Origin of the sequence: Streptomyces sp. NBC_00316 (assembly GCF_036158715.1) — a bacterium.
GTDB lineage: Bacteria > Actinomycetota > Actinomycetes > Streptomycetales > Streptomycetaceae > Streptomyces.
Map to the genome: position 1 here is coordinate 509,617 of NZ_CP108024.1, position 26,177 is coordinate 535,793.

The following is a 26,177-nucleotide window of genomic DNA, read 5'->3' on the forward strand; positions in this document are numbered from 1 at the left end:
GGCTCCGTTAAACATGAGTTGGCGAATTGTAGGCGATGACGCAGATCACACCGCGGGCCCTTGCCACTCCGGAGCGAGGGTTCCTTTGATTGGTGTCGTAACTCTACTGTCGGAAATCCTGAAGGGAGGTGCTTTCCCATGAAGAAGCCGATCCGTCGCAACGTGCGCAACAACAAGTGATTCACCGATCACTTAGTGGCTGATAGCCCGCGAACCACAGAGTCCGGTCGACTGCGATTCATTGCAGTCGACCGGGCTGTTGATCCGGCAGGAAATCTCACACAAGGAATGTGGAAAGCCGCCGTGAAGCTGACAGACCGCGCCATACGTATTCTCTACGTCGAGGGCGAGGGGCTTCTCGTCTCGGACTCCTTCGGCCGCGTACACCTGCTGGACGACGAGTTCAACGTGGTCCGTTCGTCGCCCCGGGTGTGTGAGGGGCGGCCGTTGTACGGGCTCGCCGTCGCCGACGGCTGGGTCATCGGCAAGGACCGCATGGGGGCCGTGCTGCGTTGGTCGCTCGACACACTCGACCTGGTCAACCGTCTCGACCCGGCGACCGTGTGCGACCCGTCGGGGCTGATCGAGGGCGAGGAGCCGTCCCCGGTGAGCTCCCGGGGGATCGGCGTGTGGGACGGCCGGGTCTTCGTCACCAGCGGCTACCACCTCCAGATGCTCGTCCTCGACCTGCACACCTTCGACGTGCTGGAAATCCGCCCCAACATCTGCGAAGGCAGCCCGATGGAATGGGCCTGCACCGAGCATTCCACGCGGCATGCCGTGTCCGACAAGGAAGGAAATCTCCGGTTCGGCAGTTTCGCCGACCTGGAATTCCCCGACCATGTCAAGCTCGACGACGGAAATATCCACCGGGTCCGCTACGACGGCCGCCACGATCGATTCTGGTGCACCCAGGACTTCGGCGAGGGCGAGAATGCCGACATCGCCAACGGCATTGTCGTCGTCTCGCTCGACGGCGAGAAGCAGAGCGAATATCTTTTCGCCCGCGACGATGTCGAATTCGTTGTATTCTCCCCTGATTTCAGCAGGGCCTATTCCGGCGGATTCGACAGCGAACTGCACGTTTTCGACAACAGCACCCCCGAGCTGCGGGTACAGCGCGTGGTCAGCGGTTTCTCCCACCAGCTCAGCGACATCACGGTGAGCTCTTCCGGCGATGTGTTCGTCCTGTGCCAGGACGGCGAGATCACCCGGCTCACCGCGGACGGCACCTTCGTCCGGGCGATGGGCTTCCGGCGGCAGGCCGTCTGGGACATCCAGCCCTCCCGGGAGGACCCGGCCGTCCTGTACTGCGCCACGGACTCCGGCGTCGCCGTCGCCGAGGTGCACCAGACGGCGAGTGGACCGACGCTGCACATCACGGAGGACCACGAGACCGGACTCGGCTTCACCCGCCGCGTCACACCCGTCGACGGCGGCTGGCTGGCCGTCACCCGCGACCGGCACGTCCTGCGCGCCCGGCGCAGCGGCGAAGTCGTGTGGAACCGGCAGCTGCCCGAGGCACTGCTGCACACCGTCGCCGCCTCACCCGACGGCGCACGCGCCCTGGTCGCGAGCAACGCGGGCGCCGTGGAACTCGACACCACCACCGGCGAGGTGCTGACCACACTCGGCGTGGACGGACTGCCCGTGTGGGCCGCCGCGTACCTTCCCGGCGGCGAGCGCGTCCTGGCCACCCGCAACGGCGTCATCGCCGTCTTCGGCGAGGACACCGAGAAGCCGCAGTGGCGCCTGGACCAGGGCGAGTACCCCAAGCGCATCTGGGCGCAGGACGGCTTCCTCTACGTCGTCGGCGACGGCGGCCTGAAAGAGATCGCCGTGGGCCGGGGCGTCACCCGCCACTGGGGGGACCTGCTGTCCAACACGGCTGAGAACGCCACCATAAGCGACGGCCTGGTGTGCGCCGGTTCCTACGGTATGCAGGTGGCCGCCTACACCTACGAGGACGACGAGTTCGTCGGCTTCATGGAGGACCTGCCGGACTATCCCAAGGCGCTGAGCATCGTACGCGACAGCGACGGCCGGCCCCATCTGCTCGTCGGCTGCCGCACCGGCCTGCTCTCCCTGTACCGCATGGACAAACCCGCGGAGGACGGCACCTTCGCCAAGCTGGAGGACCGCTGGCTGCCGCGCAGGCCCGCCCGCTTCACCCTCAGCTACGACGCCCCACGGCAGGCCGAGACGCAGACCGGGACAACGTTCGGATGAGCCGGCAGACAGTCGAGAATCCCCCCACCGCCCCCTGGCGCGACCGCCGCTTCGTCGTCTTCGCCGCCGGCAACTTCGTCAACAACCTGGGCGAGGCGGCCTACAAGGTAGGTCTGCCGCTGTTCGTCTACGAGCTCACCGGCTCGCTGACGACCATGTCGCTCCTCGCCGCCCTGGCCCCGCTGATGATGCTGCTCAGCCCGTGGCTCGGGGCGGTCGTGGACCGCTGGGGACCACGCGTCTTCATCGTCCCCGGGCTGCTGGTCCAGCTCGCGGGGGCGGCGGCGCTCAACCTCACCGTGCTGGCCGGGCGGTCCTCCACCACCGCGCTGTTCTGCCTTGGCGCCTTGGTGCAACTGGGCGGCGAGATGTACCGGACGGGGTGGATCACCGGCGTCGCGACGATGTTCCCGCGTAACGCCGCCCGGTCCCGGGCGGTCCTCAGCAGTCTCTTCGTCACGTCCAACATCGTCGGTCCGCTGCTGGTCGCCGTCGGGGTCGGCCTCGTCGGATATCTGGGGCTGCTGTGGTTCAACGCCGCCACCTTCCTCGCACCGATCGCCGTCTGGCTGCTGGGCATCCACCCGCCGGCCAGGGTGCAACGGCAGGGCGACCGCGAGCCGGGCCGACGGCCGGCCCTGGTCCGCGACATCCTCGACGGCTGGCAGGTCTTGCGTGCCGAGAAGCGCGTGCTGTACGTGCAACTGACCTCACTGCCGCTGCACTTCGCCGGCGGGGTGGGCGTCCTGTCGTTCATGGTCTGGTACCTGCGCGACCACTCGCACCTGTCTGCCGGCAGCGTCAGCACCGCCCAGGCCGTCGCCAACGTCGGCGCACTCGCCGGGAGCGTCTACATCGCGGCCCGGGCCCGCACGCGCCCCCGGATCGTCCTGGCACTCTCGGCGACCGTCATGACGGGGGCCCTGTTCGCCATGGCGCTTCCCTCCACCCTGGTCTTCATAGCCTGCATGGTGGCGTTCTTCACCATGCGGTCCGCCATGACGGCCGTCACCGCGATGATCGTCGTCAAGTACATGCCGCCCGACGTCGTCGGCCGGGCCGAGGGCCTGTTCAACCTCATGAGCGGCCTGCCGATCCTGGTCGCCCCCCTCCTGATCCCCGTGGTGCAGGAAGCGTGGGGCGCCATCGCCGTCCTGGTGTTCCTCGGGCTGGCCGCCGGCCTGTCACTGCTCTGCCTGCTCCGCTTCTGGCCCCACTGGAGCGACGCGGACGCCACCGGCCCGGCCCCCGCCGCCGCCGCCGGCTAAGTGCTCGGAGCCCGAAGTCCTTCGGGGGTTGATCATGTTGCTGGTGCGGCGGAGGATTCTTCCTGTCGGTCGAGTGTGTGTCGGTCGAGCCGGGTCAGCAGATCGTCCAGGTCGGAGGTGGTGAACTTCCACTGGAACAGCCGTGCTGTGGCGTTGTAGCGGTCTTCGAAGGCTCGGAGCCGGTCCCGGATCTGGCCGAGGTCCGTGAAGCCGTTGGGTGCCACGACTCTGCGTTGGACGACGGAGAAGAAGATCTCTATTTGGTTGGTCCAGGAGGCGTGGACCGGGGTGTGGACCATGACGGCGTCGGGAAGCGCCTTGGCCAGGCGGTCGATGGCGGCCTTGCCGCGGTGGGAGGAGCCGTTGTCGACGATCCAGAAGACACGTTTCGCGCCGGCGTAGGGCTCGCTGGTCATGACCTGGGTGACCAGGTTCATGAAGGGCACGATGCCGGTGGTGGGCTCGCAGCGCCCGAGGACGCGGGCGTGGTGGACGTCGTAGGCGGCGAGGTAGGCCAGGGCGCCGCCGCGTCGGTGCTCGTGGTTGACCCGCATGGCCCGGGCCTGTCCGGGGGCGAGGGTGGGGTGGCAGCGGCAGCGGGCCTGGATCGAGGTCTTCTCGTCGCTGGAGACCACGTACTCGTCCGCGCCCAGCGGGACGCCCTCGAAGGCGCCGGCATACAGGTCCATGATGCGGGCGGCCTTGGGCCGGAACTTCGGATCGCGGATGAAGATCCAGGACCGGTACTGCCAGGGCTTGAGTGTGTCCTCGCGCAGCCAGCGGCGGACGGTGGAGGCGGAGATCGAGCCGGCGATACGGCGGACGACGACCTCACGTGCCAGTTCCGGGCACGATCAGCGCGACAGCGGGGTGCCGGTCTCGGCGGGCAGTTGGCAGGCCAGGGCCTTGACCTCGGCGACCTGCACCGGTGTGAAGCGTCGTGGACGGCCGCAGCGCCTGCGGTCGGCCAGGGCAGCCAGGCCGCCGTCGGCGAAGCGGACCCGCCAGGTGCGCACGGTGTCCAGGTGCGCTCCCGTTTCGCGGGCGATCGCTGCGTTGCCCCGCCCCCGGGCAGCCTGCAGCACGATCTGCGCCCGCAGGCGGTCACGGTGCGGGTCCTGTGGCCGTAGGCCGCTTTCTTGAGCCGGTGCCGTTCGGCGGCGGTCAGGACGATTGGGCGCGCGATGGCTACGGGCAAGGCAGGCAGGCCGTTCAGCAGAAGCGGATCAGGGCACCCGGAGCCGCCCGCATCCAGCCCGGCTGTTGGCCGCCCAGGGCCATCAGATGATGAACAAGCTGTCCGGCCCGCCGATCCGGCGGATCGCCTCCAGGGGATACGGGGTCTGCCTGCTCTCAAAGCGGAACTCGCGGTAGTAGTCCGTCATCACTGCGGCGATCGGGGCGTGGCGGGTGAGGATCGCCGCGATCTGCGACGGGATTCCCGTCGGAGGTTCCCCTCGGGCGCAGGCGCGCACGAAGGCGGTGCGCTCGTCCCGCTCGTACCCGTACAGGGCGGTGGCGAGCCACTGCACCAGGTGGGTGACGGTGTAGCAGCGGTCGTAGGTCTGGTGTTCGGCGAAGAAGTCGGCCTCCTCCTTCGACAGGTCGAACCGGGAGGAGATCGCGAGGCCGTAGTCCGTGAAGAACAGACGCTTGCCGTCGGTGAGGATGTTCTGGAAGTGGCCATCGAAATGCAGGAGCCCGCGGGCGTTCATGAAAGAGGTTCCGGCCTCAAGTTCCTTCGCCACCATGGTGCATGCCTGCTCGGCCGTCTCATCGTCGGCATTGACCTGAATGTCCAGCCAGTCGTGCAGGTTCTGCGGGATGTACTCCAGGAACAGTGCGACGCTCGCCGAGGAGTCCCGCAGCGCCTCGATCCGGTGGCGCACTTGCGGTCCGCCTCCCCAGTAGGCGACAGCTTTCTCCACGTCGGCCAGTTGCTCGGGCAGCGCCTGCCCGGGGTGCGGCAGCACCCGCCAGTGGTACATCAGTGGAAAGCCCTCATGGTCCTGTGCGAGCACCCAGTTCGTCGTCATGGTGTGCACGGCCAACTCCCGCCAGGCCCCCCATCCCGGGCTTCCGGGAACCCCGAGGCCGGGATGGCAGAAGGTCGGTAGCCCGAAGAGGTTCGCCGTGGATTGGACGTTCTCCGGCTGCCTTTCCAGATCGGTCAGCGGTATCCGCTTGACGAAGACTGGGGTTCCGCCGACCTCCAGCAATGCTGAGGTCCCGCCGATGCCAGAACCCATCGGCGCAGCCGTATCCACAAGGTCGCGCAGTTCGCGATCACTGCACAGCGCCAGCGATGTGGAGACGGCACTGTAGGCCGCCAAACGCGCACCACGCGACGCGTCGGAGCTCTCGACGGCTACCTCCACCAGGGCACCAACCTCTCTGAAATACTGGGCCCGTCCAAAGGGCGCGCACACCCCTGCGGTTCGCCCCCTGGCACGGGCGGAGGGCATCCAGGACCCGTTTGTGAACACGGATCCGAACACCCTTTGGCCGCACTGTACGTGGAGATCGACAACAAGATCGGGCGAACACGATGCCCCGGCAGACCGCCACTGCTCAGCGGCTCGGATCTGGTCTGTCTCGCCGTGGTCGAGCTCCATCCGCACCGTCTTCAACGCCCGGACCGCGAACACACCCTCCAGGCCCAGGGGTCAACCCCCGAAGGACTTCCGGAGCCGACCACTAAGCACAGCGGACACGCGCTGCGCAGCGGCCGGCCGGGTGCTCGCGTCATCGATGGAAACGACGGATGCCTGGGACCTGATCGCATGAAACCGACAGCAGCTCACAACCCCTGCTCCATGCCCGGTCCGAACCACGTGCACACCCGACGCCAACTGCGAACACGACCGCGCGCTGCGTTGTGACGCATGGGATCGGCCTGGCGGGGCGGCGGCACGATGATCGCGGCGCGCACTGTCCGGAAGGATGGAACGTGTCGGACATACCACCAGAATTCGGTAGGCGTTAGGGTCGCCGCCGGAGCGCAATCTGCCGGCCCGCGCGCGACAGCGCCGAGGAGGAGCCCCAATGACCACCGCAACGTCGCACCACCCTCATGACACCCACGAGCACGTCCATGGCGAGGGTTGCGGCCACGTCGCCTTCGCGCACGGCGACCACACCGACTACGCCCACGACGGGCACATCCACCGCGCTCACGGGAGCCACGTCGACGAGTGCAGCACCGACGCACACACGGCCCATGAGGGTCACGCCCACCAGCACGGTGCCGGGTGCGGCCACGTCGCCGTCCCGCACGGCGACCACACCGACTACGTTCACGACGGGCACCGGCACGCCGCCCACGAGGGCCACTGGGACGACCACTGACAAGGCGACCGATCGGTCCCCGTTGCCACCGGCCGGCCCGGCGGCAACGGCAGTGAAGTCCTCGAGGCCGAACCGTGTCGCACAGGCCCCCTCGGTCCGGGCTGCCGCCGCGGATGCTCGTTCCTCCTGGTTCGGGGATCTCGACCGCCGTCGCAGGTGGCGGAAAATACGTCCGAGCTAGGCCACCTCAGCCGCACCTCTGTCGGCCTCGACTCTCTCGCATGCCTCCCACGCCGGACGCTTCGAAATGGCGAACGGTCGGGCGCCGCTACAGGCGGCGCTGCCAGGTCTGGGCGACGAGGTCGTGTCCGAAGCTGTGATGAGCCTCCTCGGCAACGAGCTCGAAGCCCTGCTTCTGATAGATGCGCCGGGCCGAGCCGAGGACGTCATTGGTCCACAGGGTGATCGCCTCGTACCCGGCCTCCCGCGCGAACCGCAGACACTCTTCGACCAGGCGGGCGCCCAGGCCGAGGCCGCGCGTCGCCGGATCGACGAGCAGCAGCCGCAGTTTCGCGGTCCGGTCGTCGGCACGTACGCAGAAGACACAGCCCGCCCGCACCCCGTCGACCTCCGCGATCCACGCCGCCTGCCGCCCGGGTTCTTTCTCGTCGGCGTAGTCGGCGACGATCCGGGCGACAAGCGCTTCGAAGCTCGTGTCCCAGCCGAACTCCCGGTCGTAGAAATCGCCGTGCGCCATCACCACCCAGCCCAGGTCACCGGGCCGACCCAGCGAACGGACAACCACCTCACGCTCCGCCATCACACCATCACTCCCGCAGCACTGAAACGACTGTTTCAGTAGACTAGCCCGGTGGCCCCCTCCCAACAAAACCCGTCCCCGCGTCGCCAGGAACTGCTGGAAGCCGCCTATGCCTACGCCCTGCGCGGCGGCCTCAGTGAGCTCTCCCTGCGCCCTCTCGCCGAGGCGATCCAGTCCAGCCCACGCGTGCTGCTCTATCTGTTCGGCAGCAAGGACGGCCTGATCCGCGCCCTGCTCGCACGAGCCAGGGCCGACGAACTCGCACTCGTCCAGCAGATCGCCGGCACGCGCAACACATCCGGCGGGCTGCAGTCGACCGCACGCGAACTGTGGCAATGGCTGTCCGACGACGCCCACCGTGGGCTGCTGACACTGTGGGTCGAGAGCTACGCCCGTTCCCTCATCGAACCGGACGGACCGTGGGCCGGATTCGCCCTCGACACGGTTGGCGACTGGCTGGCGCTCCTCGCCGGCGCCCAGCCCGCCGCGGAGCGCGACACCGAAGCCGCGCTCGCGCAGCGCACCCTCGTGCTCGCTGTTCTGCGGGGAGCGCTGCTGGACCTGCTCGCCACCGGCGCAACCACCCGCACCACCGCGGCAGTACACCTTCAGCTGGCCCTGCTGGGATGACGACCGCTAGGGCAGCAATCCGGACTCCGCTTGAGTGAGCGGGACGACGCCGGACACATGGACGAGTGGATCAGCGTCCTGCTCACCGTCATGAAGCGCAACGGCCCCGTTAGCGACAGCCTGACCGGCCTTGGGTGTCGGCGTGCACGCGAACACGGGTGCGGGGTTCACAAACTCGGCGATGACCGAGGAGGGTGCGATCCTCGTACGCGGTGCGGCTCAGAGCAGGGTGCCCCGATCACGCGTACGTCGATACCTTCGTACCGTCTGCCTGATGGAAGGCCAGGCGGTGGAAGGCTGCGGACCGTTCACGGTCTTCAAGTTCGGCCTGGGCGACGGCCGTACGGAAGGTGACGTCCCACAGGGTTGGAGCCTCGGCCATGTACGCCTCGCCGTGGGCGAGGTTCTTGAGGAAGGCGAGCTGCGAGGTGGCGCGGGCTTCGCCATCGATGGTCTGGTACGTCATTGTCCAGTCCACCGACAGCCCCAGTCCGCGCCAGAGCTCCTCGAAGGCCTTCTCGTCCTCGACGGCAATGAGCACCGCAGCTTGCGGGGCGGGTGCCCCGTCGGGGGTACGGAGCCCGGCGATCTCCCGCTGCGCCGTGTGGGCGCGAGTGACCGGAAGCGATGCCGCAGGCATGCAGCGGGGCCCCGGGATCCCGGCTGCGTGCCCGCCGGGACGGTGTGTCAGATCATGGCGAACCGGTCCACCAGCAGTTCCACCCTCCGCTCGGTGTCCTCCGGCGGCAGCCGTCCCGCCCGGGTCAGGGTGGCCAGCCCGTGCAGGGCCGCCCAGAACGTCTCGGTGAACAGTGCCGGGTGGACGCCGTCCCCGGCGACCTCGCCGAGGCTTTCCAGCAGGGCGGCGAAGGCGTCCTTCAGCGGCCTCGGGGTGTCTTCGTGTGCGAACGCCAGGCCGCCGTCGAGCTGGAACATGGCGTCGTAGACCGCCGGGTTGCGTGCGGCGAAGTCGAGGTAGGAGCGGGCGAGGGCGGTGACCCGGGCGCGAGGGCGGTCTGCGGCGGAGGTCGCGGCCCGCAGTGCCGCGGCCATCTCGGCGGCCCCCTCGAGGGCGACGGCGCCGATGATCTCGCGCTTGCCGCGGAAGTGGCTGTAGAGGACGGGCTGGCTGTATTCGATGCGCTCGGCGAGCCGGCGGGTGGTGACCGCGTCCCAGCCCTGCTGCTCGGCGAGTTCGCGGGCTGTCGCCACGATGAGGCGTTCGCGGCCCGCCCGTTCGCGCTCCTTGCGTTCCTGTACCGACATGATTCGATCCTAGCACTGCTAGACAATCGAGCGGCAGCAGTACTAGCGTTGCCTCATCATCTAGCGACGCTAGATCACAGGAGGGGTCATCATGCTCAACGCACTCGAGGTCTTCACCACCGTGGTCGTCGGCCTGATGGTGGGGGTGGAGTTCTCCGTCGCCTTCGTCATCAACCCGATCCTCAACGCACTCCCCGAGGACAGCGGCCAGCTCGGCCGCGCCCACGGGGGCCGGATGCTCGGCGCCGTGATGCCGTTCTGGTACATCGGCTCGCTCGTCCTGAGCGCGGTCTGGGCCATCGCCGGATGGCACCGCCCCGGCGCCGGCCTCGTCGTCACCGCCGGCGCGCTGCTGATCCTCAGCGTGATCATGTCGCTTCTGCTGCTCGTCCCGATCAACAACCGGGGCAAGACGTGGACCCCCGAGAACCGGCCCGAGGACTGGAAGGAGCAGATGAACCGCTGGGACCGCTTCCACTACATCCGCGTCGCCGTCATCATCGCCGCCTTCGCCCTGCTGGCCGCCGCCCTCGCCTGAGCCCGCGGGCCGACACCGCGCTGGTGGCGTGGGATGTCTTGTCCCCGGCGACCGCGTCCGGGCGGGTGCGGGGACGGCCGACGAGCCCGCGGACACGCACCACTGTCATCAACGGCCGTCACTCATCCCCGGTGGCCTCCTCCGGGTACGACGGCCGGCGGCTCGTGGCCAGACGGAAGCCGACGGGGTACAGGGGGCCGGGGAAGGCGCCGTGGCGGCGGCGGGTGCGGGTGAGGTCGCCGAAACGGGAGAAGCTGCCGCCCCGGGCGACCCGGTAGGTGTTCATGGACTCCACCAGGTGGTCCGCCACGAACGGCCCGCCGGGGTAGGGGCGGTAGTCGTCGGCGGTGAACTCCTCGACGTTCCCCGCCATGTCGTACACGCCGAACGGGGAGCGTCCGGCGGGGAAGGCGCCGACGGGGGTGGTGGTGTGGACACCGGTCTCCCGCGTGTTCGCGGCCGCCGGGTCGAAGGTGTTGCCCCAGGGGAACTCCCGGCCGTCCGGCCCCTTGGCCGCGTGCTCCCACTCGGCCTCTGTGGGGAGCCGCCACGGGTGGCCGGTGTGGTCGCTGAGCCAGGCCGCGTACGCGTCGGCATCCTCGGGCTGCACACCCGCGACGGGGTGGTTGCTCCGGTCGTACGGGTAGGCGCCCAGGTACCAGGTGGTCGGGCGGCCGGGGCGGCCGGTGTCGGCGAGGAAGTCCCGGTACTCCTGATTGGTGACCGGGTAGCGGCCGATCCAGAAGTCCCGCAGGACCACGGTGTGGGCCGGGGTCTCCTTGTCGATCCAGGACCGCTCGACGCCTACGTGCGCCCAGTCGGTGACGACCGCGCCGACCGACCCGGCGCTCAGACCGATCTCCACCGTGCCGCCCGGCACGTGGCAGGTGGCCGGACGGGCGCCGTCGATGCGGGGATCGCCGGTGAGCGCGAGGGTGCCCCCGGCGACGAGCCGCTGCGCCGACGGCACCCGCAGGTCCTCCAGCCGGGCGGCCAACTGCTGCGGCGTGAGCGCTGTCAGGGCCTCTGCCTCTTGCCCGGGCGGTCGTACGTCGCCGGGTCGGGCCAGGGCGGCGTGCTCCCGGAAGTGGGGCGAGTGGGCGACGTCCTCGAGCTTCATGAGGTGCCACTCAGAGCGATGGTGTGGCCCTGGCGGAGGGCCTTGGCCTCGAGGTAGCGGGCGTTCTCGACGGTACGGTGGACGCCGGTGGGGATGGCGTCCACGACATCGATGCCGTACTCCCGCAGCTGTGCCACCTTGTCGGGGTTGTTGGTGAGGAGCCGTATGCGTTTCATGCCGAGGGCACTGAGCATCGCGGCGGCGACATCGTAGCTGCGTTCATCGGCCTCGCGACCGATGAGCTGGTTGGCCTCGAAGGTGTCCGCTCCCTGGTCCTGGAGCAGGTAGGCGTCGAGCTTGTTGTAGAGGCCGATACCGCGCCCCTCCTGGCGGAGATACAGCACCACTCCCCCGTCGGCGGCGATCCGCCACAGGGACTCCTCCAGCTGCGGGCCGCAGTCACAGCGGGCGGAGCCGAGGACGTCCCCGGTGAGGCACTCGCTGTGCAGCCGGACGACCGGGACGCTCTGTGCGGGTTCACCGACGACGATCGCGAGGTGCTCGGCCGCGTCGGGCAGTCCGGAGAAGGTGACCAGTTCGGCGCGCTGCCCTCCGGCCCGGTGGAGGGTGACGCCGACGCGGGCCCGTACCGTGACCTCCGGGACGGTGACGACCGCTGTGGTCTGGGACTCGTACATGCTCATATGGCCAGGGCCTCCTCGTGGCGATCGGCTTGGGCAGCTAGGTCTTCGATCCGCCAGTCCCGCCGTACGCGGGGCTCGCCGTCGGGTCCAGAGGTCACGACGACGATCCGCCCGTCCCAGCCGGCGACCACGACGTTGTCGACGTCCAGCGGTGTCATGCAGGACAGGCCCTGGTCGAACGCAGTCAGCAGGTGCCCGGAGGCGAGGGTCCGCGCGGTTGCGTCCCAGTCGACGCGCCACGCGTAGAGGCCGAAGTCGTATGAACCGGCCAGCACGACCGGGGCGTCGGGGTAGCCGAGCAGGCCGACGCACTTGACCGACTCGTCGGGTCCGAGGAGCGTCTGGACGGCTTCGGCTCGCCGTGCGCCCGGGCCATGGCCGGTGATCCGGCCGACCTTGACGGTGTGGTCGCGGGAAGCGCTCGCCGCGACCCGACCGCCGAGGGTGGCGACGGCGTTGACCAGGTTGCCGTGCTCCCACAGCGTGTCGCGTCGGTACAGGTCACCCGCGGCGACGGTGTTGTCGGTGGCGGCGGACAGGAAGCCCGAGGGCAGCGCGGTGAGTGACTTGATCGAGCCGCCGTGGGCCCTGCGCCGGGCCGTAACGGTCAGCGTCCGCGGGTCGAGGGCGACCAGTTCGCCGTTGTACGTGCCGGCGACCAGGGCGTCCCCGTCGAAGCAGAGCGACGGCAGCGGCGCGCCGAGTTGCTCGCTGACGATCCGGCGGCCGTCCAGCAGGCCGATCACATGGCCGGAGTAGGTGGCCGCGTAGAGGGCGCCGTCGCGGGCGGCGAGGGAGAGGACCGGTCCGTCGGCGACGGCCAGTGCGCGCACCGCGCGCGGCGCCTCGGCCTGGTCGCCGTGGACCGTCGTGCCGTCGAGGTCCACGGCGAACACGGTGCCCGAGTCGCAGCCGACGAACAGCTGCCCGTCGTGTGCGGCCAGCGCGTTGGGGCCGTGGTTGGGTGCGGTGGGGGCGGCGATCTCGGCGGCGCCGTCGAGAGCGTACAGATGGGGGCCGTTCCAGAAGCTGCCTGCCGCGACCAGCCCGCGCGCCACCGACACGGAGCGGGGCCACACCCGGGCGTCCTGCACGCGGTGGGTGCGTCCGCCGTCCGCGTCGAAGAAGTGCAGCGCACCGTCGTACGCGCCGATGAGGAGCGAGGTGTCGTCCTGGGACCAGGCGACCGTGCGGGCCGCCGAGTCGGAGACCTGCAGCGTGCGCAGCAGCTCCAGTCGGCCGGTGAGCAGGTTGACGGAGCCGTCGTCGAGGGCGACGGCCAGCACCTTGCCGGAGTGTGACCAGGCGCAGCCCTCGATGGAGGAGTCGTAGTGCCGCACGGCGGTGTCGGAGTCGGTGCCGGGACGGCGTACGGCCACCATGCCGTCCTCGCCGACCGTGGCGACCAGCCCGTCCGGGCTGACGGAGACGGCCATGCAGTGCGCCGTGTGGGAGCCGACCTCGGAGAGGAACCTTCCGGTCAGGGCGTTCCACATGGTGGCCCGGCCGTCCTCGGACACGCAGATGAGGTGCTCGCCGTCGGGCATCCAGTCGACGGAATTGATGTCGTCGGTGTGGCGGGCGAGCACGCTGATCAGGCCGGGTGGGCTTCCGTCGTCGTCGGGTATACGCCACACGGCGACGGTCTTGTCGGCGGAGCAGGTGGCCAGCAGGTCCGGGGAGGCGGGGTTCCAGGCGCAGGCGTTGACCATGCGTCGGTGCCGCAGGCGGTGCAGAAGCCTTGGCCTGGCCGGGTCCTGGGTGTCCCAGACCAGCGCGGTTCCGTCGTAGGAGCAGCTCGCCAGGCGCTCTCCGTCGGGGCGCAGCGCGACGTGGGTGACGGGGGCGGCGTGTCCGGTCAGGCTGACGGGCAGGTTGATCGAGTGCATATCGTCCCTTGCTGTTCGGCTATTTGACAGGCGTGTACTCGGCTTGTGCACCGACCTGTTGGTCTACGGCTGCGTACATCGCGGCCGGCTCCCCGTCCGTCAGGCGCCGGCGACGGGCCACCCGATGTCGTCCGCGGAGGCGGTGCCGGACGGGGCGACGGGCCACCCGATGTCGTCCGCGGAGACGGTGCCGGACGGGGCGACGGGCCACCCGATGTCCTTCGCGGAGACGGTGCCGGACGGGGCGACGGGCCACCCGATGTCCTTCGCGGAGACGGTGCCGGACGGGGCGACGGGCCACCCGATGTCATCCGCGGAGCTGACTCCGGCCGCGGTGAACAGGGCGGCGGTGAGAGTGGCGGGGACGACCAGACCCCGGGCGAGACCCTTCATGACTGACTCCTCTGCGGCTCGGTTCTGCCTGTGTGTGCGGCTTCTTGGCAAGAAGATTGACAACCTTGCCTCGGGTTCCGCTCGTGATGTGCTCAAGAACGGCTGGAGCCAGGCAAACCGATGGCCGGAGAGTCCCTCCACAATCCGCCGTTCCGGGTCTCCTCTTTGGCATGTGACCTGCGGCAATCGCCGTCTTCTGGCTCCGGTGCAAGCGGGCGCCCCCTGGCGCTCCTCTTGACGGACAGCCCGCAGCGCGCCCTCGCGGAGCGTCCAAACTAGAGCGACGCTGGAGCGCCGATTGCCAACTCCCTTTCCATGTAGGCAATCTATTGCCAAGGAAGATGGCAATGTCTGGCACAGGGGAGGCCCTGGAGATGATCCACCTGAACACGGCAGGTCAGGGCCGTATGCCTGACGCGGTACGCACGGTTCTCACCGAGTGCGTACGCCTGGAGGATCGCTTCGGGCCCCATGAACTCGAGGAACGGGTCGGAGACCTCGTACACGGCGAGGTCCACCAGCGGCTCGAGCGCCTGCTCAACACCCCCGACGGGCACACCGAGCTGTTCACCGGCGGCGCGGCGGCGTTCGACGCGCTGCTGTCCGGCCTCACGCTCGGCAGGCGCGACCGGATCTGGACCACTCCCTACGAGAGCGCCGCCCACCTCGCCACGCTCCGGTCCGTGCGCGACCGTACCCGCTGCCGGCTCGAGGTCGTCCCGCTGCGCCCCGACGGCGACCTGGACCTCGAGTGGATGACCACGCACATCGACGACTCCGTGGCGCTGGTCTCCGTGACCCACGTCCCCGCGAACCGGGGCATCGTCAACCCGGTCGAGGACATCGGTCGCCTCCTCGCCCCGTACCGCTGCCTGTACGCCGTCGACGCGGCGTACTCACTGGGCCAGTTGCCCGTGGACACCTCGAGCATCGGCTGCCATCTGCTGACCGGCGACGGCTGGCGGTTCCTGCGCGGCCCGCGCTCGGTCGGCTTCGCCTACGTGGCGCCGAGGCTGCGCGAAGAACTGTCCCGGGCGGACTCCGGCGACGAGGCCCCTCGCACGGCCGCTTTCGCCTCGCCCATACCGGCAACCGCCGCGGTCGCCGCGTTCGCCTCGGTCCTGGCCCACCACGCCGAGAACCCGGCTCCGCCGTACGACGACCTGGTCCCTGCGCTGCGCAGCGCCGTCGTCGCGGTTGCCGGCATGGAACTGCTCGCACCCGGCCGGCGCCATTCGGCGATGCTCGCCTTCCACCACCCGGAGCTGTCCGCCGCGCTCATCCGGCGCGGCCTCGCGGAGCGGGGAGTGGCGGTGCGGAAGACGGTGGCCGAGCAGACCCCGCTGCTCGCGCGCCCCCGATCCGGCACCACGGCCCTGTGCGCCTCGGTGCACAACGGCAATACGCAGCAGGACATCGCCGACTTCGCCGAGGCCCTTGCCGCAGTGGTGGCCGACGCCCGGTCGGGCCACGCCTTCCCGAGGACGGACACCGCTCGTGTCGCCCTCGTCGGCAGCTAAGAGGAGCTCTGTCCCGGTGAGATCAGGCTGGATCAGGAAGCGGGGGCTGGATCTTGGGGCGCTTGGAACCAAAGATGATCTGGCCGAAATGCATCGCCGCCGGGCTGTGAACCGGGCCTACAGTGAATGATCTCAAGGGCTCAGCGAGCCGGGTCGAAGCAGGCAGTGAGGGCAGCGTGTCCCTGGAGATCCCCGACCAGCTGTGGAAGAAGGCGACGAGCACCATCGGCCTCATCGCCGTGCGTCACGACCATGGCGTCAACGTGATGTCCGCCGAGTGGTCCTACTTCGTCAACAAGAACCCGCTGTACGCAGCCGTGGTGCTCAGTCCTCGGGCGCAGAGCCGTGAACTGATCCCTGAGCGCGGCGAGTTCAGCCTGACGCTGTGCTCCGAGGAGCAGGCCGAGCTGGCCGACTTCGCCGGCAGCTTCTCCCTGGGCGACCTCGACAAGACGAGCTGCGAACTCATCGAGTTCGGCACCCCGCAGGCCACCGGTACCCCTTGGGTCCACGGCGGCCTGGTCGCTCTGGAGTGCGTGCTGCGCGAGACGGTGCCGTTGCCCGTGCACACCATGTTCGTCGCCGAGGTCGTGGCCGCGCACCTGCCCGAGACCGACCGCCGGCCGCTGGTGAAGCACGGCCCCATGCACACGCTCGGTGAGCCCGTGCGGCGAACGGCCGTCGCGGCCGCCGCTCAGGTGCTGCCCGACGGCACGCTGCGGGTGGCGGCCACAGGGCCCGCGGCACCGGGCGCCGACGTCTGGCGGGTGAGCCTGGTGGGCGCCGACGGTACCCGGGCCGACCTGGGCGAACACCCGTCGGCCGAGTACGGCGACTTCCTGGTCGACCTGCCGCTTCCCCGGGACGTTCTGTCGGTCGCCGGGGCGCGGGTCATGGTGGAACGCGAGGGTGCCAAGCCGGGTTTCGCATGCCTCCCGGAGGGGAGCGCGCGGTCGTGAAGGGCCCGACCGCCCAGCCGCTCGCCGATACGGAACTGCCGTCCGCGCCGCTGCGGTTGGCCGTCGTGCAGACGGAGGCGACGCCCGGGGCCATCGCGGACAACTGCCGCCGGGCGGCCGGGCTGGTCGCAAACGCCGCCGCTCGCGGAGCGCGTGTGGTGGTCCTGCCCGAACTGCACCTGTGCGCCTACGACCTGCCGACCCTCGCCGCGGCGCCCGCCGACTGCGAGGTCGCCACGGACGAGTCCGGGGCGATCACGGATGGGCGGCTCGAGCCACTGGCCGAGGTGGCCGCCCGCACCGGGTCGCTGGTCCTGACGGGCGCCGCGACCCGCCGGCCCGACGGGCGGCTGGCAAACTCCGTTGTCGCCGTGGATCCTTCCGGCGCCGTGTCCGCCGTGTACGACAAGCAGCACCTGTGGCACTCGGACGAGGCCCGGCTGTTCACGGCCGGGGAGGCGGGCGCGGCACTGGAGGCCGACGGCTGGCGGCTGGGGCTCTCGGTCTGTTACGACATGTCGTTTCCCGAACACGCCAGGGCGGCCGCACTGTCCGGCGCGCACGCCTACTTGTGTCTCGGCGCCTTCGCGTCCGGCAACGAACACCGCGCCGCCGTCTACCTCGCGGCCCGGGCCCTGGAAAACACGGTCTACAGCGTGTTCGCCAACCCGGTCGGCGGGCCGGCGACCCGCCCGACGCGCGGCGGGAGCGTCGTATACGCGCCGGACGGCACCCTGGCGGCCGGCGCGGGCACGGACAAGGAGAGCACGATCCTGGCCGACCTGGACCCGAGCCGCATGGCCGAAGTCCGCGGCTTCCTGCACATGCTCGACGAACAGCGCGCCCGGCTGTGCGACATCCCGTGAGTTCCTCGCCGCGGGCCACTGTTCACCCTGGCTCTTCCCCGGCGGTCAGCCCGGCCGCCCGATCAGTGTCTGGGCCATGGGCGAACGTCTCCGCAAACTCGGCATCCGGCTCGCCGAGACCCGCTCAACTGCCCTGTTCCAGCTCGCCACCGAGCTGCCCGCCGCGGTCCTCGCCCGCACCCTCGGCATCGACATCACCGTCGCCGTGAAGTGACGGCGAGCCGCTGCCGGAGACTGGGCCGCATACGCAGCCGAGATCAGCCGCCGGAAGAAGGATTCGTGAGGGTATCGCTAACGGTCGCACAGTTCCCTATCACCTGGGACGTCAAGCGGAATGTGGAGTTGATCTCCGAGGTCTTGGCCGAAGCCCGGCCCGACGACATCGTCGTCCTGCCCGAGGGCGCACTGTCAGGCTACGGGCCTGACCTCTCCGTCCTTGGCGACCTCGACACTCTGGCCCTGGCGCACGCCACAGACCGTGTCGCCGACCTGGCGCAGCAGAAAGCGGTCCATCTGTTCTGCGGCACGTTGCTCTTCGATCAGGGAGTCTGGAGCAACGCCGCCGTCTACTTCTCACCCAACGGCGCAAGGTGGATCTACCGGAAGATCAACCTGGCGATGAACGAACGCGGCCGACTGGAAGCGGGGACGTACCTCTCCACCCTTTCCATCCCGATGGCCGGCGGGCATGTCAGCCTCGGTGTCCAGATCTGCCGGGAGATCCGCTTCCCCGAGCAATGGCAGCACCTTGCCAGCAGCGGAGCACAGGCGTTCATCTATCTCACCCACGCCGCAAATACAGCCGAGCCAGCTGGGGTTTGGAGAAGCCACCTCATCAGCCGCGCAGCGGAGAACCAGCGGTTCGTCCTTGCGGCGAACGTCGCGGACCCTCACCAGCACTGCCCAAGCATGATCATCTCGCCGCGAGGAGAGGTCCTGGCCGAGGTGACCTCCGGCGACACCGCCGTCATCAGATCCACCATCGATCTTGACCAGTCCGGCAATTGGTACCTCGGCCAGCGGCGGCAAGACCTGCTGAGGCTGTCCTACGAAGGACAGGGCAGATCAATGTAAACGGTGCAAAGCGCGGCTGCGCTCTGCTCAGCGAACGCTGCCTGCACGGACGCATCGCGCACAAGGGGGAGAAGGCGCCCATTCAGGCCGGTCGGCGTTGGTACGTCGAACGCACCCAAGCCTGGCAGAACGCCTTTCGCCGTCTCGCCCGGTGCTACGAGCGTCGCGTCACCGTCATCGATGCCTTCTTCGACCTCGCCGACACAATCATCACCGTGCGCAGCCTGATCCGGCGGTCCTGGACAACTCACCGCTGGAACGGACGCCCGAACCGCCGACCCTGACCACACGCCTACTGTCTCCGCGCGACCTCTTACCGCAGCGCGACGGCCGCGAGTACTCCCCGCGCAGCCGTTCCGTCTGGCCAAATCCACCCGGAGACGAGGCGTATGGACGACCTCTGCGCGGCCTCCGCCGGCCGCAGGACGCGGTTGACCTGAACGTCAAGCCCGTCGTCAGGGCCAGTTCCGTGCACGGTGACGGTCGGGTCAGGGGTGTCGCTCTTGCTCTGGTGCTGCGGCATCGCCTCGCCGCGCAGGAGCGCGCGCAACTGCGCCATCACCACCGGGTCGTGGACGCCATCGTAGATCCACCGGGTGCCGAGCACCCCATGCTCGGACGTGCCGATCAACGCCTCGCCGGGGACGCCCTCCAGCGCCGCACCGCGGTAGCCCATTGGCACCAGATACGCCACCGGCTCCTGCGCGGTGGCGTCCACCACGACCATGAACTCGATCCCGACCGCGCCATCCGGATCGTCCAGACGGAACCCACCGGCCTTAACCAGTTCCGGCGTTTCTGCGTCGCCCACGTACCAGCTCTGATTCGGCAGCCAGCCGGTGAGCAGCTCCAACTTGGTAGGCGTCATGGTGGTGCGATGGATGGCGGCCATGCGAGCTCCCTCACGCGTGGGTCTGGGCCCGTCCTCCAACGGGATGTGATCGAATCTATAGGACACGGCCATGCTTCCCGAGCGGCAGCGAGTCGCCTCGTAGGCCTCCCCGTTGTCGTTGTGGCCTCTGACAGCCACGTTCCCGACCTGTAGGAACTCTGGTTCTCCGACCGCATCCCGCCAGATCACCGCTGCCGCTACTGACAGTTCCGGTCCTCCCCAAGGGGCCACTCAACACGAGTGACGGAGTCCCGCTCGCCGGCCGCCCTGAACGAGGCGACGGTCACCACGCTGTGCCGCAACCCGGTCGCCGCGCATCCGCCGACGCACCACGACGTGACGGGACACCCGTCAAGCGCTGTCCGCATCCTGAACCAGCCGGGGCGACGGCCGGGCGGGCGACGCGCGCAGTTGAGTGAGCGCCTCGGCAAGAACACGCCAGATCTCCGCAGCCAAGTCGATGCTCCCATTGCGCTGCGCCTGTTCAGCCAGCGCACCAAGCCCCTGGACACCGCTCTCGTCGCCCTCGAGCACGCGTAGCTGGTAGCGCAGGACATCGAAGCGCACCCGGTCCCGGTACGTCATCAGTTCGTCCCTGGCCAGCCCGGCGAGCAGCGCGCGGGCGTCGTCGTAGCGGCCGGTGACGAACGCCAAGTCCGCCTTGAGTCCGGCCATTTCCTGATCCAAGGTCTCCGTGCGGACATAGACCAGAGCCGCCTCCGCCTCGTCGATGCGGCGCTTCGCCGCCGCCGGGTCGGCCGGGGCCTTCTGCAGATACAGCCGGCTGGCCGCGATCCGCAACCGGACCCACAGTGTCAGGTCCTCAGCGCTGGAGAACCCGGCCAGCGCCAGTTCGAGGATGTGCTGCGCGCCCGCGTGATCGCCCTGCCGCACTCGCACGGCGGCCACCGTCCACAGCGCCTCCGCCCACAGGGTGTCAGAGCGCCCCTCGACCAGCTCCGCCAGTTCATCGGCGTGGACGCGCGCGTCCGGCAGCCGACCCGCCTCCGTCTCCACGGACGCCAGGGCAAGCAGCACACCGGTCCGGTCCTCGACGCCCAAGTCCGCTTCGCAGGCCAGTCGGTGGGCGTCCTCGCTCATGGCGAGGGCGGCCTGGATCTCGCCGACGGACCGCAGGCAGCGGGCCAGCCGGGTCAGGCCGCGGACCCGCAGCTCGGGCAGCGCGACCTCGTCGCCGAGGCGGACCAGATCCTCCAGGTGGGCCCGCTCACCGACGTGGTCGCCTTCCAGCCTGTGGGAGTGGGCAAGCAGCCACAGCGCCTGCCAGCGCAGTGCGGGTGACTCGTGGCCCTCGGCCGCGTACGCCTCGCGCAGTACGTCCACGGCGGTGCCCGAGCCGGTGGAGGTGGCCAGCGTGAGCGCGTGCGCGAGCGAACCCGCCGCAGGCTCCTCGAAGTCGGACGGCTGCAGGTCGAGCCGCTCGGCGAGGTAGGCCACCGCACGGTCGGTGGGCTGGCGCCCCCCGGACTCCAGCCGGGAGAGATATCCGGTGGACATGCCGTCGCCGGCCAGCGCGGTCTGGGACAGGCCGCGGGCCAAGCGGATCTTCTTCAACCGGCTTCCGAACGCGGGCTGTCGCAACATGGACCAATTCCTCGGAGAGCAGCGGTCAGGGACGCGTACACGAGCGGGAGTGGCCGCAGAGAACGAACCGGCGGGCCAAGGCCTCGGTTGAGCATCGAGCGTACGGCCGCTGACAACATTCGGGCAAACGTTTGCCAGCGCCCACAACCAGCTCTCCGGCAGGGCTCACGCCGTCCTTCGGCATCGCTCGAGTGTCGCGCGAGCGGGTCCCGAGTGGATTCCGAGCGTTTCGAGGCAGAATTTCGAGCAGTCTTGCCGAGCGTATGTCCTCGTGGGGGAGTCGCTGATGAAGCACCTGGTGCCCACGTCCGGGTCGGAGGAGTCCGATGACGACATCGGCTGGCCGAGACGGTCGGCGGCAGCCGAACCGGACACCGCCGTTCCGTCCTCGCCTGCGCGGATTCGGGCAGCCGGATACGAAGCTGCGCAGGCAGCGGTGGAACGCGGCCCGGCCGGCACCAGGCAGTGGCGGAGCGCGCGCGCCGCCGCTGTCGCTGCGCTCGGGTGCGCGCCGCGGTGTGGATCGCCCAGCAGCGCAGTGACGGTGAACTGTCCGCCGCGGCCTGTGCGGGGACTGGCGCTGCGGAACGAGCCGCGGCGCCCGGATCTGCCGCTGGAGCCGGCGGCCACGAGCGACGTGCCGACGCCGCACTGAGGCGGCGGGCCTGCAACGGGCGCGCTGTCATCGCGACGAGGGCAGGATCTGACGCGGCCCGACCCTCGGATCGCCACTCGCGTGGGTAGCCGACCGGGACGTCCTCGAATCGCACTCCGTCGTACCAGGTCGTACGGGGGATGTGCAGATGCCCGTAGACCACGGTGTGCACGGGGAAGCGGGTGTGCCAGTGGGCTGTCAGCCCGGTGCCGCACCACTGCGCGAACTCCGGGTAGCGCAGGATGCCGGTCGGTTGCCGTACCAGCGGATAGTGGTTGACGAGGACGAGCGGGAGGGCGGGGTCGGCCTCGGCGAGCCGGGCCTCCGTCTCCTTTACCCGCGCCCGGCAACGGTGATGTTCCAGCGTCGAGGCCGGCCGCCCGCCTCCGCTCTCGTGCGCCGGGAGGTCGCCTTCGCGGACGACCACGCGGGCGTGTTCAAGAGTTCCGACGTCGCCTGCATCGTCTCGGCTCTGCCGGCCACCCACGCCGCGCAGCGGCGTTCCCGTTCCGTCCTTTCCGGCATCGCTCCAGCCGTACGCGACTGCCGTCGCCCACGATGAAACGGAACCCGGGCACCCCGGCCCGGTGCACGATCCGGCCCCGGGCCATCCACTCCCTCCCCCGACTGGACGGCCCGGGTTCAGGTCACCTGAGGACTGTCCCGTGGCCTCAGGCGGCGAACAGATCGAACGTCGACGTCCGCCGCGGTCCCGACAGCACATCGAGCAGCGGGTCGACCGCCAGCATCGCCTGGTGCAGCCGCTGCAACTGCGGCGACGGTTCAACCCCCAGTTCCTCGACGAGCCGCCCGCGAAGTCTTCGGTACACGTCCAGCGCCGAACTCTGCCGGCCGGAGCGGTACAGGGCGACCATGACCTGCGAGTGCAGGCCTTCATGCCGGGGGTGACGTGCCGTCAGTTCCATGAGCTCGGCTATGAGTTCCGCGTGCCGGCCCATTTTCAGGTCCGCGTCTATCCGGCGCTCCACCGCCACCAGGCGGCTCTCCTCCAGCCGCATGGCCTCGATCTCGAGAACCGGGCCGAGCCGTACATCGACAAGGGTCTGGCCGCGCCACAGGTCGAGAGCGGAGCGAAGACGCTCGGCCGCCAGCGCATTGTCTCCGTTCTCGAAAGCGATCTGTCCCTCACGCGCCAGTTTCTCGTAGATACGGACGTCGATATTCGAGTCCGGTATCTGCAGCAAGTAGCCACCGTGCCGAGTGGCTAGCACATCCTTGACGCCTTCGCGCGAGTCGGGCCCCATCGCCGTGCCGAGCCTGCGGCGCAGCTGGAGAATATATGTCTGCAATGTGGTGAGTGCGCTCTGTGGCGGGTTCGAGGCCCAGATCTCCTCCATCAGAGTGGGAACCGGCACCACTCGGCTGGGATACAGCGCAAGCAGCGCCAGGATCTGGCGAGGCTTGCTGGCCGTCGGGACGATCGACCCGCCATTGACCTCGGCCCACAACGGACCTAGAAGATGAACCCTCACTTCGCCCTCCCCATTAGCGTCCGCTCGCAAATGGCCTCGAGTGGCCAGAAAGCTGCGCTGGGAAGCAAGCTATCGGGCCATGCCCCACCGAGTGCATTTCTCCAGCGACTCTGTAGCGGACTTCAAATAATTCGGTTTACGCAAGCTCTCGATCTTTCTTTTCCCTATGTTTTTCTGATGGAAAGAACCGACCCGGGAGCGGGATGAGGGCCTCTGAGGGCTGTCCCGTCATCCCTGGTGGATCAGCGCGCGGCGTCGGATGCGGTGCATCGCAAGGCGGAGGAGCGTCCTCATACGGGGCGTATCCGGGCGTTCCGACAACGCGGCGAGGTGCCGCACCTGTCGTCGTGCGCCCGCCAGGGATCACGGGACAGCCCTTGGTCCCGTGGCGGGTTACAAGTCGCGAGGAGAGGAAGAGAAGACCGCGTCAGCTGATCGGCACCGCGCCCGCGCCCCCCAGCGGGAGCACGGAGCCGTTGACGGGGGCGCGTCCGTCGTCGACCGGGGTGGCCAGCAGGGACTTCTGTAACCGGGCGAGCCGGACCGACGGCTCGATCCCCAGTTCCTGTACGAGGGTGTTGCGCAGCCGCCGGTAGAGCCCGAGCGCCTCGCCCCGGCGGCCGGAACGGTGCAGCGCGATCATGAACTGGGCGTGCAGGTTCTCATGCGTGCGGTAGCGGCTCACCAGTACCGTCAGCTCGGCCAGCAGCTCGCGGTGACGCCCCAGCCTCAGATCCGCGTCGATGCGCTGATCGAGGGCGCATAGCCGGCTTTCCTCGAGCCGCTTGACCTCCGTCCCCAGCTGCCCGCCCGTCTGCACCCCGGAAAAGGGCAATCCGGTCCACAGATCCAACGCCTGCCGCAGGGTCTCGGCGGCCCTGGGATAGTCGCCGGCGTCCATGGCCCGGTAACCGAGGCCTGCGAGCCGGTCGAACTCGCGGACATCGCTGACACCTTCACCGCTGACGAGCATGTAACCGCCGGGCGCAGTCACCAGGACGTCCTTGGGAGTGCGGGCAGGACGGTCGGCGGGGTCCTGCAGCAGGGCCACGCCGATGAGGTCACGCACCTGAAGCACGTAGGTCTGCAGGGTCGTACGGGCGCTGCGCGGCGGCGTACTCCCCCACAACTCCTCGACGAGGACCGACACGGGCACCACCTGGTCCGCGTGCAGGGCCAGCAGAGCGAGAACCTGACGCGGCTTGGGCGCGGTGGGGGTGATGCTCACCCCGTTCTCACGCACATCCAGCGCACCCAGAGCATCTATGTCCACGCAGCTCGCCTCCCTGGCTTCCTGTCCTGGTGCACAAGGCTCACATTAAAAAACAGCACAGGCGGTTTGTCAATTGGGTCACCGCGCTCGCCCTCCTCTGCGACAAAAGGGGTTACAAGCGATTTTTCCGCCCTCTCTATTGGGGCGGGTTGCCGTGTTTACGGGACGGCAGGTCGGCATGTTTGGAGCGCAGCATCGCCAGGGAGCGGATGAGCACCTCGCGCGTCTCGGCGGGGTCGATCACGTCGTCGACGAGGCCGCGCTCGGCGGCGTAGTACGGGTGCATCAGTTCGGCCTTGTACTCCTTGACCATGCGGGCGCGCATGGCTTCGGGGTCCTCGGCGTCGGCGATCTGCCGGCGGAAGATGACGTTGGCGGCGCCTTCGGCGCCCATGACGGCGATCTCGTTGGTGGGCCAGGCATAGGTGAGGTCGGCGCCGATGGACTGGCTGTCCATCACGATGTATGCACCGCCGTACGCCTTGCGCAGGATCAGCGAGATCCTCGGCACCGTGGCGTTGCAGTACGCGTAGAGCAGCTTCGCCCCGTGCCGGATGATTCCGCCGTGCTCCTGGTCGACGCCGGGCAGGAAGCCGGGTACGTCCAAAAGGGTGACGATGGGGATGTTGAACGCGTCGCACATCTGGACGAACCGGGCGGCCTTCTCGCTCGCCTCGATGTCCAGGACACCGGCCAGGGCCTGCGGCTGGTTGGCGACGATGCCGACGACCTGGCCGTCGAGCCGGGCCAGGGCGCAGATGATGTTGCGGGCCCAGCGCTCGTGGACCTCCAGGTAGTCGCCGTCGTCGACGAGCTCCTCGATGACCTTGTGCATGTCGTACGGGCGGTTGCCCTCAGCGGGCACCAGGTCGTACAGCGTCTCGCCGCGGCGGTCCGCCGGGTCTCCGGAGCTCACCCCGGGCGGGCTCTGACGGTTGTTCGACGGGAGCATCCCGATCAGGTAGCGGACCTCGGCGATGCAGGTCTCCTCGTCGTCGTACGCGAAGTGCGCGACGCCCGAGGTCTCGGCGTGCACATCGGCGCCGCCGAGGCCGTTCTGCGTGATCTCCTCACCGGTGACCGCCTTGACGACGTCCGGTCCGGTGATGAACATCTGCGAGGTCTCGCGGACCATGAACACGAAGTCGGTGAGGGCGGGGCTGTAGGCCGCGCCGCCCGCGCACGGGCCGAGCATCACGCTGATCTGCGGGATGACACCGGAGGCCCGGGTGTTGCGCTGGAAGATGCCGCCGTACCCGGCGAGCGCACTGACGCCCTCCTGGATACGGGCGCCCGCGCCGTCGTTCAGCGACACCAGCGGAGCACCCGCCGAGATCGCCATGTCCATGATCTTGTGGATCTTCGTGGCGTGGGCCTCACCCAGCGCGCCACCGAAGATCCGGAAGTCGTGCGCGTAGACGAAGACCGTCCGGCCGTCGACCGTGCCCCAACCGGTGATGACACCGTCGGTATACGGCTTCTTCTCCTCCAGGCCGAACCCGGTCGCCCGGTGCCGGCGCAGCTGCTCGACCTCCTTGAACGAACCCGGGTCCACGAGCAGCTCGATGCGCTCACGCGCCGTCAGCTTGCCCTTGGCATGCTGCGCCTCGGTCGCCCGGTCACTCGGTCCGCGCCGCGCCTGCTCACGCAGTGCCAGCAGTTCGGCCACCCGGCCACGGACATCTCCCGTCCCCGGCTCCGTGAGTCCGGCGGCGATCGCCACAGCCATGTCTGTCCCTTCCCTGAGCGCGTACG

Annotated in this window: 25 protein-coding genes and 3 pseudogenes; 12 read left to right on the forward strand and 16 right to left on the reverse strand. The window is 69.3% G+C overall.

The window, feature by feature from the left end:
• The first annotated feature begins 303 nt into the window (after window positions 1-303).
• Both OG878_RS41190 and OG878_RS41195 read left to right on the forward strand, forming a co-directional pair.
• Window positions 304-2,229, forward strand: coding sequence for a WD40 repeat domain-containing protein (locus tag OG878_RS41190; protein ID WP_328891829.1), 1,926 nt, complete (start codon window positions 304-306; stop codon window positions 2,227-2,229).
• Complete coding sequence (locus tag OG878_RS41195) at window positions 2,226-3,497, forward strand: MFS transporter (protein ID WP_328891830.1); 1,272 nt, start codon at window positions 2,226-2,228, stop codon at window positions 3,495-3,497. Before OG878_RS41190 ends, OG878_RS41195 begins: the two co-directional genes overlap by 4 nt.
• 32 nt (window positions 3,498-3,529) lie before the next feature.
• On the opposite strand, the gene OG878_RS41200 is transcribed toward OG878_RS41195, so the two are convergent.
• From OG878_RS41200 to OG878_RS41210, 3 genes are all read right to left on the reverse strand, one after another.
• The gene (locus tag OG878_RS41200) at window positions 3,530-4,339 is read right to left on the reverse strand and encodes an IS630 family transposase (RefSeq protein WP_328891982.1); all 810 of its coding nucleotides are present in this window, start codon (window positions 4,337-4,339) and stop codon (window positions 3,530-3,532) included.
• Window positions 4,340-4,351: 12 nt separating this feature from the next.
• Complete coding sequence (locus OG878_RS41205) at window positions 4,352-4,582, reverse strand: helix-turn-helix domain-containing protein (RefSeq protein WP_328891831.1); 231 nt, start codon at window positions 4,580-4,582, stop codon at window positions 4,352-4,354.
• Window positions 4,583-4,777: 195 nt separating this feature from the next.
• Complete coding sequence (locus tag OG878_RS41210; protein ID WP_328891983.1) at window positions 4,778-5,875, reverse strand: protein kinase family protein; 1,098 nt, start codon at window positions 5,873-5,875, stop codon at window positions 4,778-4,780.
• Window positions 5,876-6,542: 667 nt separating this feature from the next.
• On the opposite strand from OG878_RS41210, the gene OG878_RS41215 reads away from it, so the two are divergent.
• Window positions 6,543-6,845, forward strand: coding sequence for a hypothetical protein (locus OG878_RS41215; protein ID WP_328891832.1), 303 nt, complete (start codon window positions 6,543-6,545; stop codon window positions 6,843-6,845).
• Between the two features lie 268 nt (window positions 6,846-7,113).
• Here OG878_RS41215 and OG878_RS41220 read toward each other — a convergent pair whose 3' ends face one another.
• Complete coding sequence (locus OG878_RS41220; protein ID WP_328891833.1) at window positions 7,114-7,605, reverse strand: GNAT family N-acetyltransferase; 492 nt, start codon at window positions 7,603-7,605, stop codon at window positions 7,114-7,116.
• 51 nt (window positions 7,606-7,656) lie between these two features.
• Between OG878_RS41220 and OG878_RS41225 the strand changes: the two genes are divergently transcribed.
• Entirely contained in the window at window positions 7,657-8,235 is a 579-nt protein-coding gene (locus OG878_RS41225; protein WP_328891834.1) for a TetR/AcrR family transcriptional regulator, read from the forward strand.
• Between the two features lie 253 nt (window positions 8,236-8,488).
• Here the strand turns inward: OG878_RS41225 and OG878_RS41230 are convergent.
• A pseudogene (locus OG878_RS41230) lies at window positions 8,489-8,758 on the reverse strand (class I tRNA ligase family protein); the annotation flags it as partial.
• 164 nt (window positions 8,759-8,922) lie between these two features.
• The gene (locus tag OG878_RS41235; protein WP_328891835.1) at window positions 8,923-9,501 is read right to left on the reverse strand and encodes a TetR/AcrR family transcriptional regulator; all 579 of its coding nucleotides are present in this window, start codon (window positions 9,499-9,501) and stop codon (window positions 8,923-8,925) included.
• Window positions 9,502-9,592: 91 nt separating this feature from the next.
• Here OG878_RS41235 and OG878_RS41240 point away from each other — a divergent pair, with 91 nt between their 5' ends.
• Window positions 9,593-10,039 (forward strand): DUF1772 domain-containing protein, encoded by a 447-nt coding sequence (locus OG878_RS41240; protein WP_328891836.1) that lies wholly within the window; start codon window positions 9,593-9,595, stop codon window positions 10,037-10,039.
• 118 nt (window positions 10,040-10,157) lie between these two features.
• On the opposite strand, the gene OG878_RS41245 is transcribed toward OG878_RS41240, so the two are convergent.
• The 4 genes from OG878_RS41245 to OG878_RS41260 form a co-directional block, all read right to left on the reverse strand.
• The gene (locus OG878_RS41245) at window positions 10,158-11,159 is read right to left on the reverse strand and encodes a formylglycine-generating enzyme family protein (protein WP_328891837.1); all 1,002 of its coding nucleotides are present in this window, start codon (window positions 11,157-11,159) and stop codon (window positions 10,158-10,160) included.
• Window positions 11,156-11,797 (reverse strand): GTP cyclohydrolase II, encoded by a 642-nt coding sequence (gene ribA, locus OG878_RS41250; RefSeq protein WP_443049317.1) that lies wholly within the window; start codon window positions 11,795-11,797, stop codon window positions 11,156-11,158. The genes OG878_RS41245 and ribA overlap by 4 nt, the downstream gene beginning before the upstream one ends.
• Window positions 11,798-11,799: 2 nt before the next feature.
• Complete coding sequence (locus tag OG878_RS41255) at window positions 11,800-13,692, reverse strand: WD40 repeat domain-containing protein (protein WP_328891839.1); 1,893 nt, start codon at window positions 13,690-13,692, stop codon at window positions 11,800-11,802.
• Between the two features lie 99 nt (window positions 13,693-13,791).
• Window positions 13,792-14,085, reverse strand: coding sequence for a hypothetical protein (locus tag OG878_RS41260; protein ID WP_328891840.1), 294 nt, complete (start codon window positions 14,083-14,085; stop codon window positions 13,792-13,794).
• Between the two features lie 347 nt (window positions 14,086-14,432).
• Between OG878_RS41260 and OG878_RS41265 the strand changes: the two genes are divergently transcribed.
• The 6 genes and pseudogenes from OG878_RS41265 to OG878_RS41290 form a co-directional block, all read left to right on the forward strand.
• Window positions 14,433-15,605: an aminotransferase class V-fold PLP-dependent enzyme gene (locus tag OG878_RS41265; protein WP_328891841.1), complete on the forward strand. Its 1,173-nt coding sequence runs from the start codon at window positions 14,433-14,435 to the stop codon at window positions 15,603-15,605.
• A 176-nt stretch (window positions 15,606-15,781) separates the two neighbouring features.
• Complete coding sequence (locus tag OG878_RS41270; RefSeq protein WP_328891842.1) at window positions 15,782-16,564, forward strand: flavin reductase family protein; 783 nt, start codon at window positions 15,782-15,784, stop codon at window positions 16,562-16,564.
• Complete coding sequence (locus OG878_RS41275; RefSeq protein ID WP_328891843.1) at window positions 16,561-17,430, forward strand: carbon-nitrogen hydrolase family protein; 870 nt, start codon at window positions 16,561-16,563, stop codon at window positions 17,428-17,430. Before OG878_RS41270 ends, OG878_RS41275 begins: the two co-directional genes overlap by 4 nt.
• 76 nt (window positions 17,431-17,506) lie before the next feature.
• Complete coding sequence (locus tag OG878_RS41280) at window positions 17,507-17,644, forward strand: hypothetical protein (RefSeq protein WP_328891844.1); 138 nt, start codon at window positions 17,507-17,509, stop codon at window positions 17,642-17,644.
• A 65-nt stretch (window positions 17,645-17,709) separates the two neighbouring features.
• Window positions 17,710-18,504, forward strand: coding sequence for a carbon-nitrogen hydrolase family protein (locus tag OG878_RS41285; RefSeq protein ID WP_328891984.1), 795 nt, complete (start codon window positions 17,710-17,712; stop codon window positions 18,502-18,504).
• A 26-nt stretch (window positions 18,505-18,530) separates the two neighbouring features.
• Window positions 18,531-18,788 (forward strand): annotated as a pseudogene (locus tag OG878_RS41290) (IS5/IS1182 family transposase); the annotation flags it as partial.
• A gap of 29 nt (window positions 18,789-18,817) precedes the next feature.
• On the opposite strand, the gene OG878_RS41295 reads toward OG878_RS41290, so the two are convergent.
• The 3 genes and pseudogenes from OG878_RS41295 to OG878_RS41305 all read right to left on the reverse strand — a co-directional run.
• Window positions 18,818-19,396, reverse strand: coding sequence for a maltokinase N-terminal cap-like domain-containing protein (locus OG878_RS41295; protein WP_328891845.1), 579 nt, complete (start codon window positions 19,394-19,396; stop codon window positions 18,818-18,820).
• Window positions 19,397-19,747: 351 nt separating this feature from the next.
• The gene (locus tag OG878_RS41300) at window positions 19,748-21,001 is read right to left on the reverse strand and encodes a helix-turn-helix domain-containing protein (protein WP_328891846.1); all 1,254 of its coding nucleotides are present in this window, start codon (window positions 20,999-21,001) and stop codon (window positions 19,748-19,750) included.
• Window positions 21,002-21,669: 668 nt separating this feature from the next.
• Window positions 21,670-22,005 (reverse strand): annotated as a pseudogene (locus OG878_RS41305) (metallophosphoesterase); the annotation flags it as partial.
• On the opposite strand from OG878_RS41305, the gene OG878_RS41310 reads away from it, so the two are divergent.
• Window positions 21,928-22,218, forward strand: a complete 291-nt coding sequence (locus OG878_RS41310; RefSeq protein ID WP_328891998.1) for a hypothetical protein — start codon at window positions 21,928-21,930, stop codon at window positions 22,216-22,218. The pseudogene OG878_RS41305 and the gene OG878_RS41310 overlap by 78 nt on opposite strands.
• Before the next feature lie 109 nt (window positions 22,219-22,327).
• Here the strand turns inward: OG878_RS41310 and OG878_RS41315 are convergent, their stop codons facing one another.
• From OG878_RS41315 to OG878_RS41325, 3 genes are all read right to left on the reverse strand, one after another.
• Window positions 22,328-23,149, reverse strand: coding sequence for an AfsR/SARP family transcriptional regulator (locus OG878_RS41315; protein ID WP_328891847.1), 822 nt, complete (start codon window positions 23,147-23,149; stop codon window positions 22,328-22,330).
• 427 nt (window positions 23,150-23,576) lie between these two features.
• Window positions 23,577-24,422 carry an AfsR/SARP family transcriptional regulator gene (locus OG878_RS41320; RefSeq protein ID WP_328891848.1) on the reverse strand — a complete coding sequence of 282 codons (846 nt, stop codon included), beginning with the start codon at window positions 24,420-24,422 and terminating at the stop codon, window positions 23,577-23,579.
• 136 nt (window positions 24,423-24,558) lie between these two features.
• Window positions 24,559-26,151, reverse strand: coding sequence for an acyl-CoA carboxylase subunit beta (locus tag OG878_RS41325; protein WP_328891849.1), 1,593 nt, complete (start codon window positions 26,149-26,151; stop codon window positions 24,559-24,561).
• Window positions 26,152-26,177 lie beyond the last annotated feature (26 nt).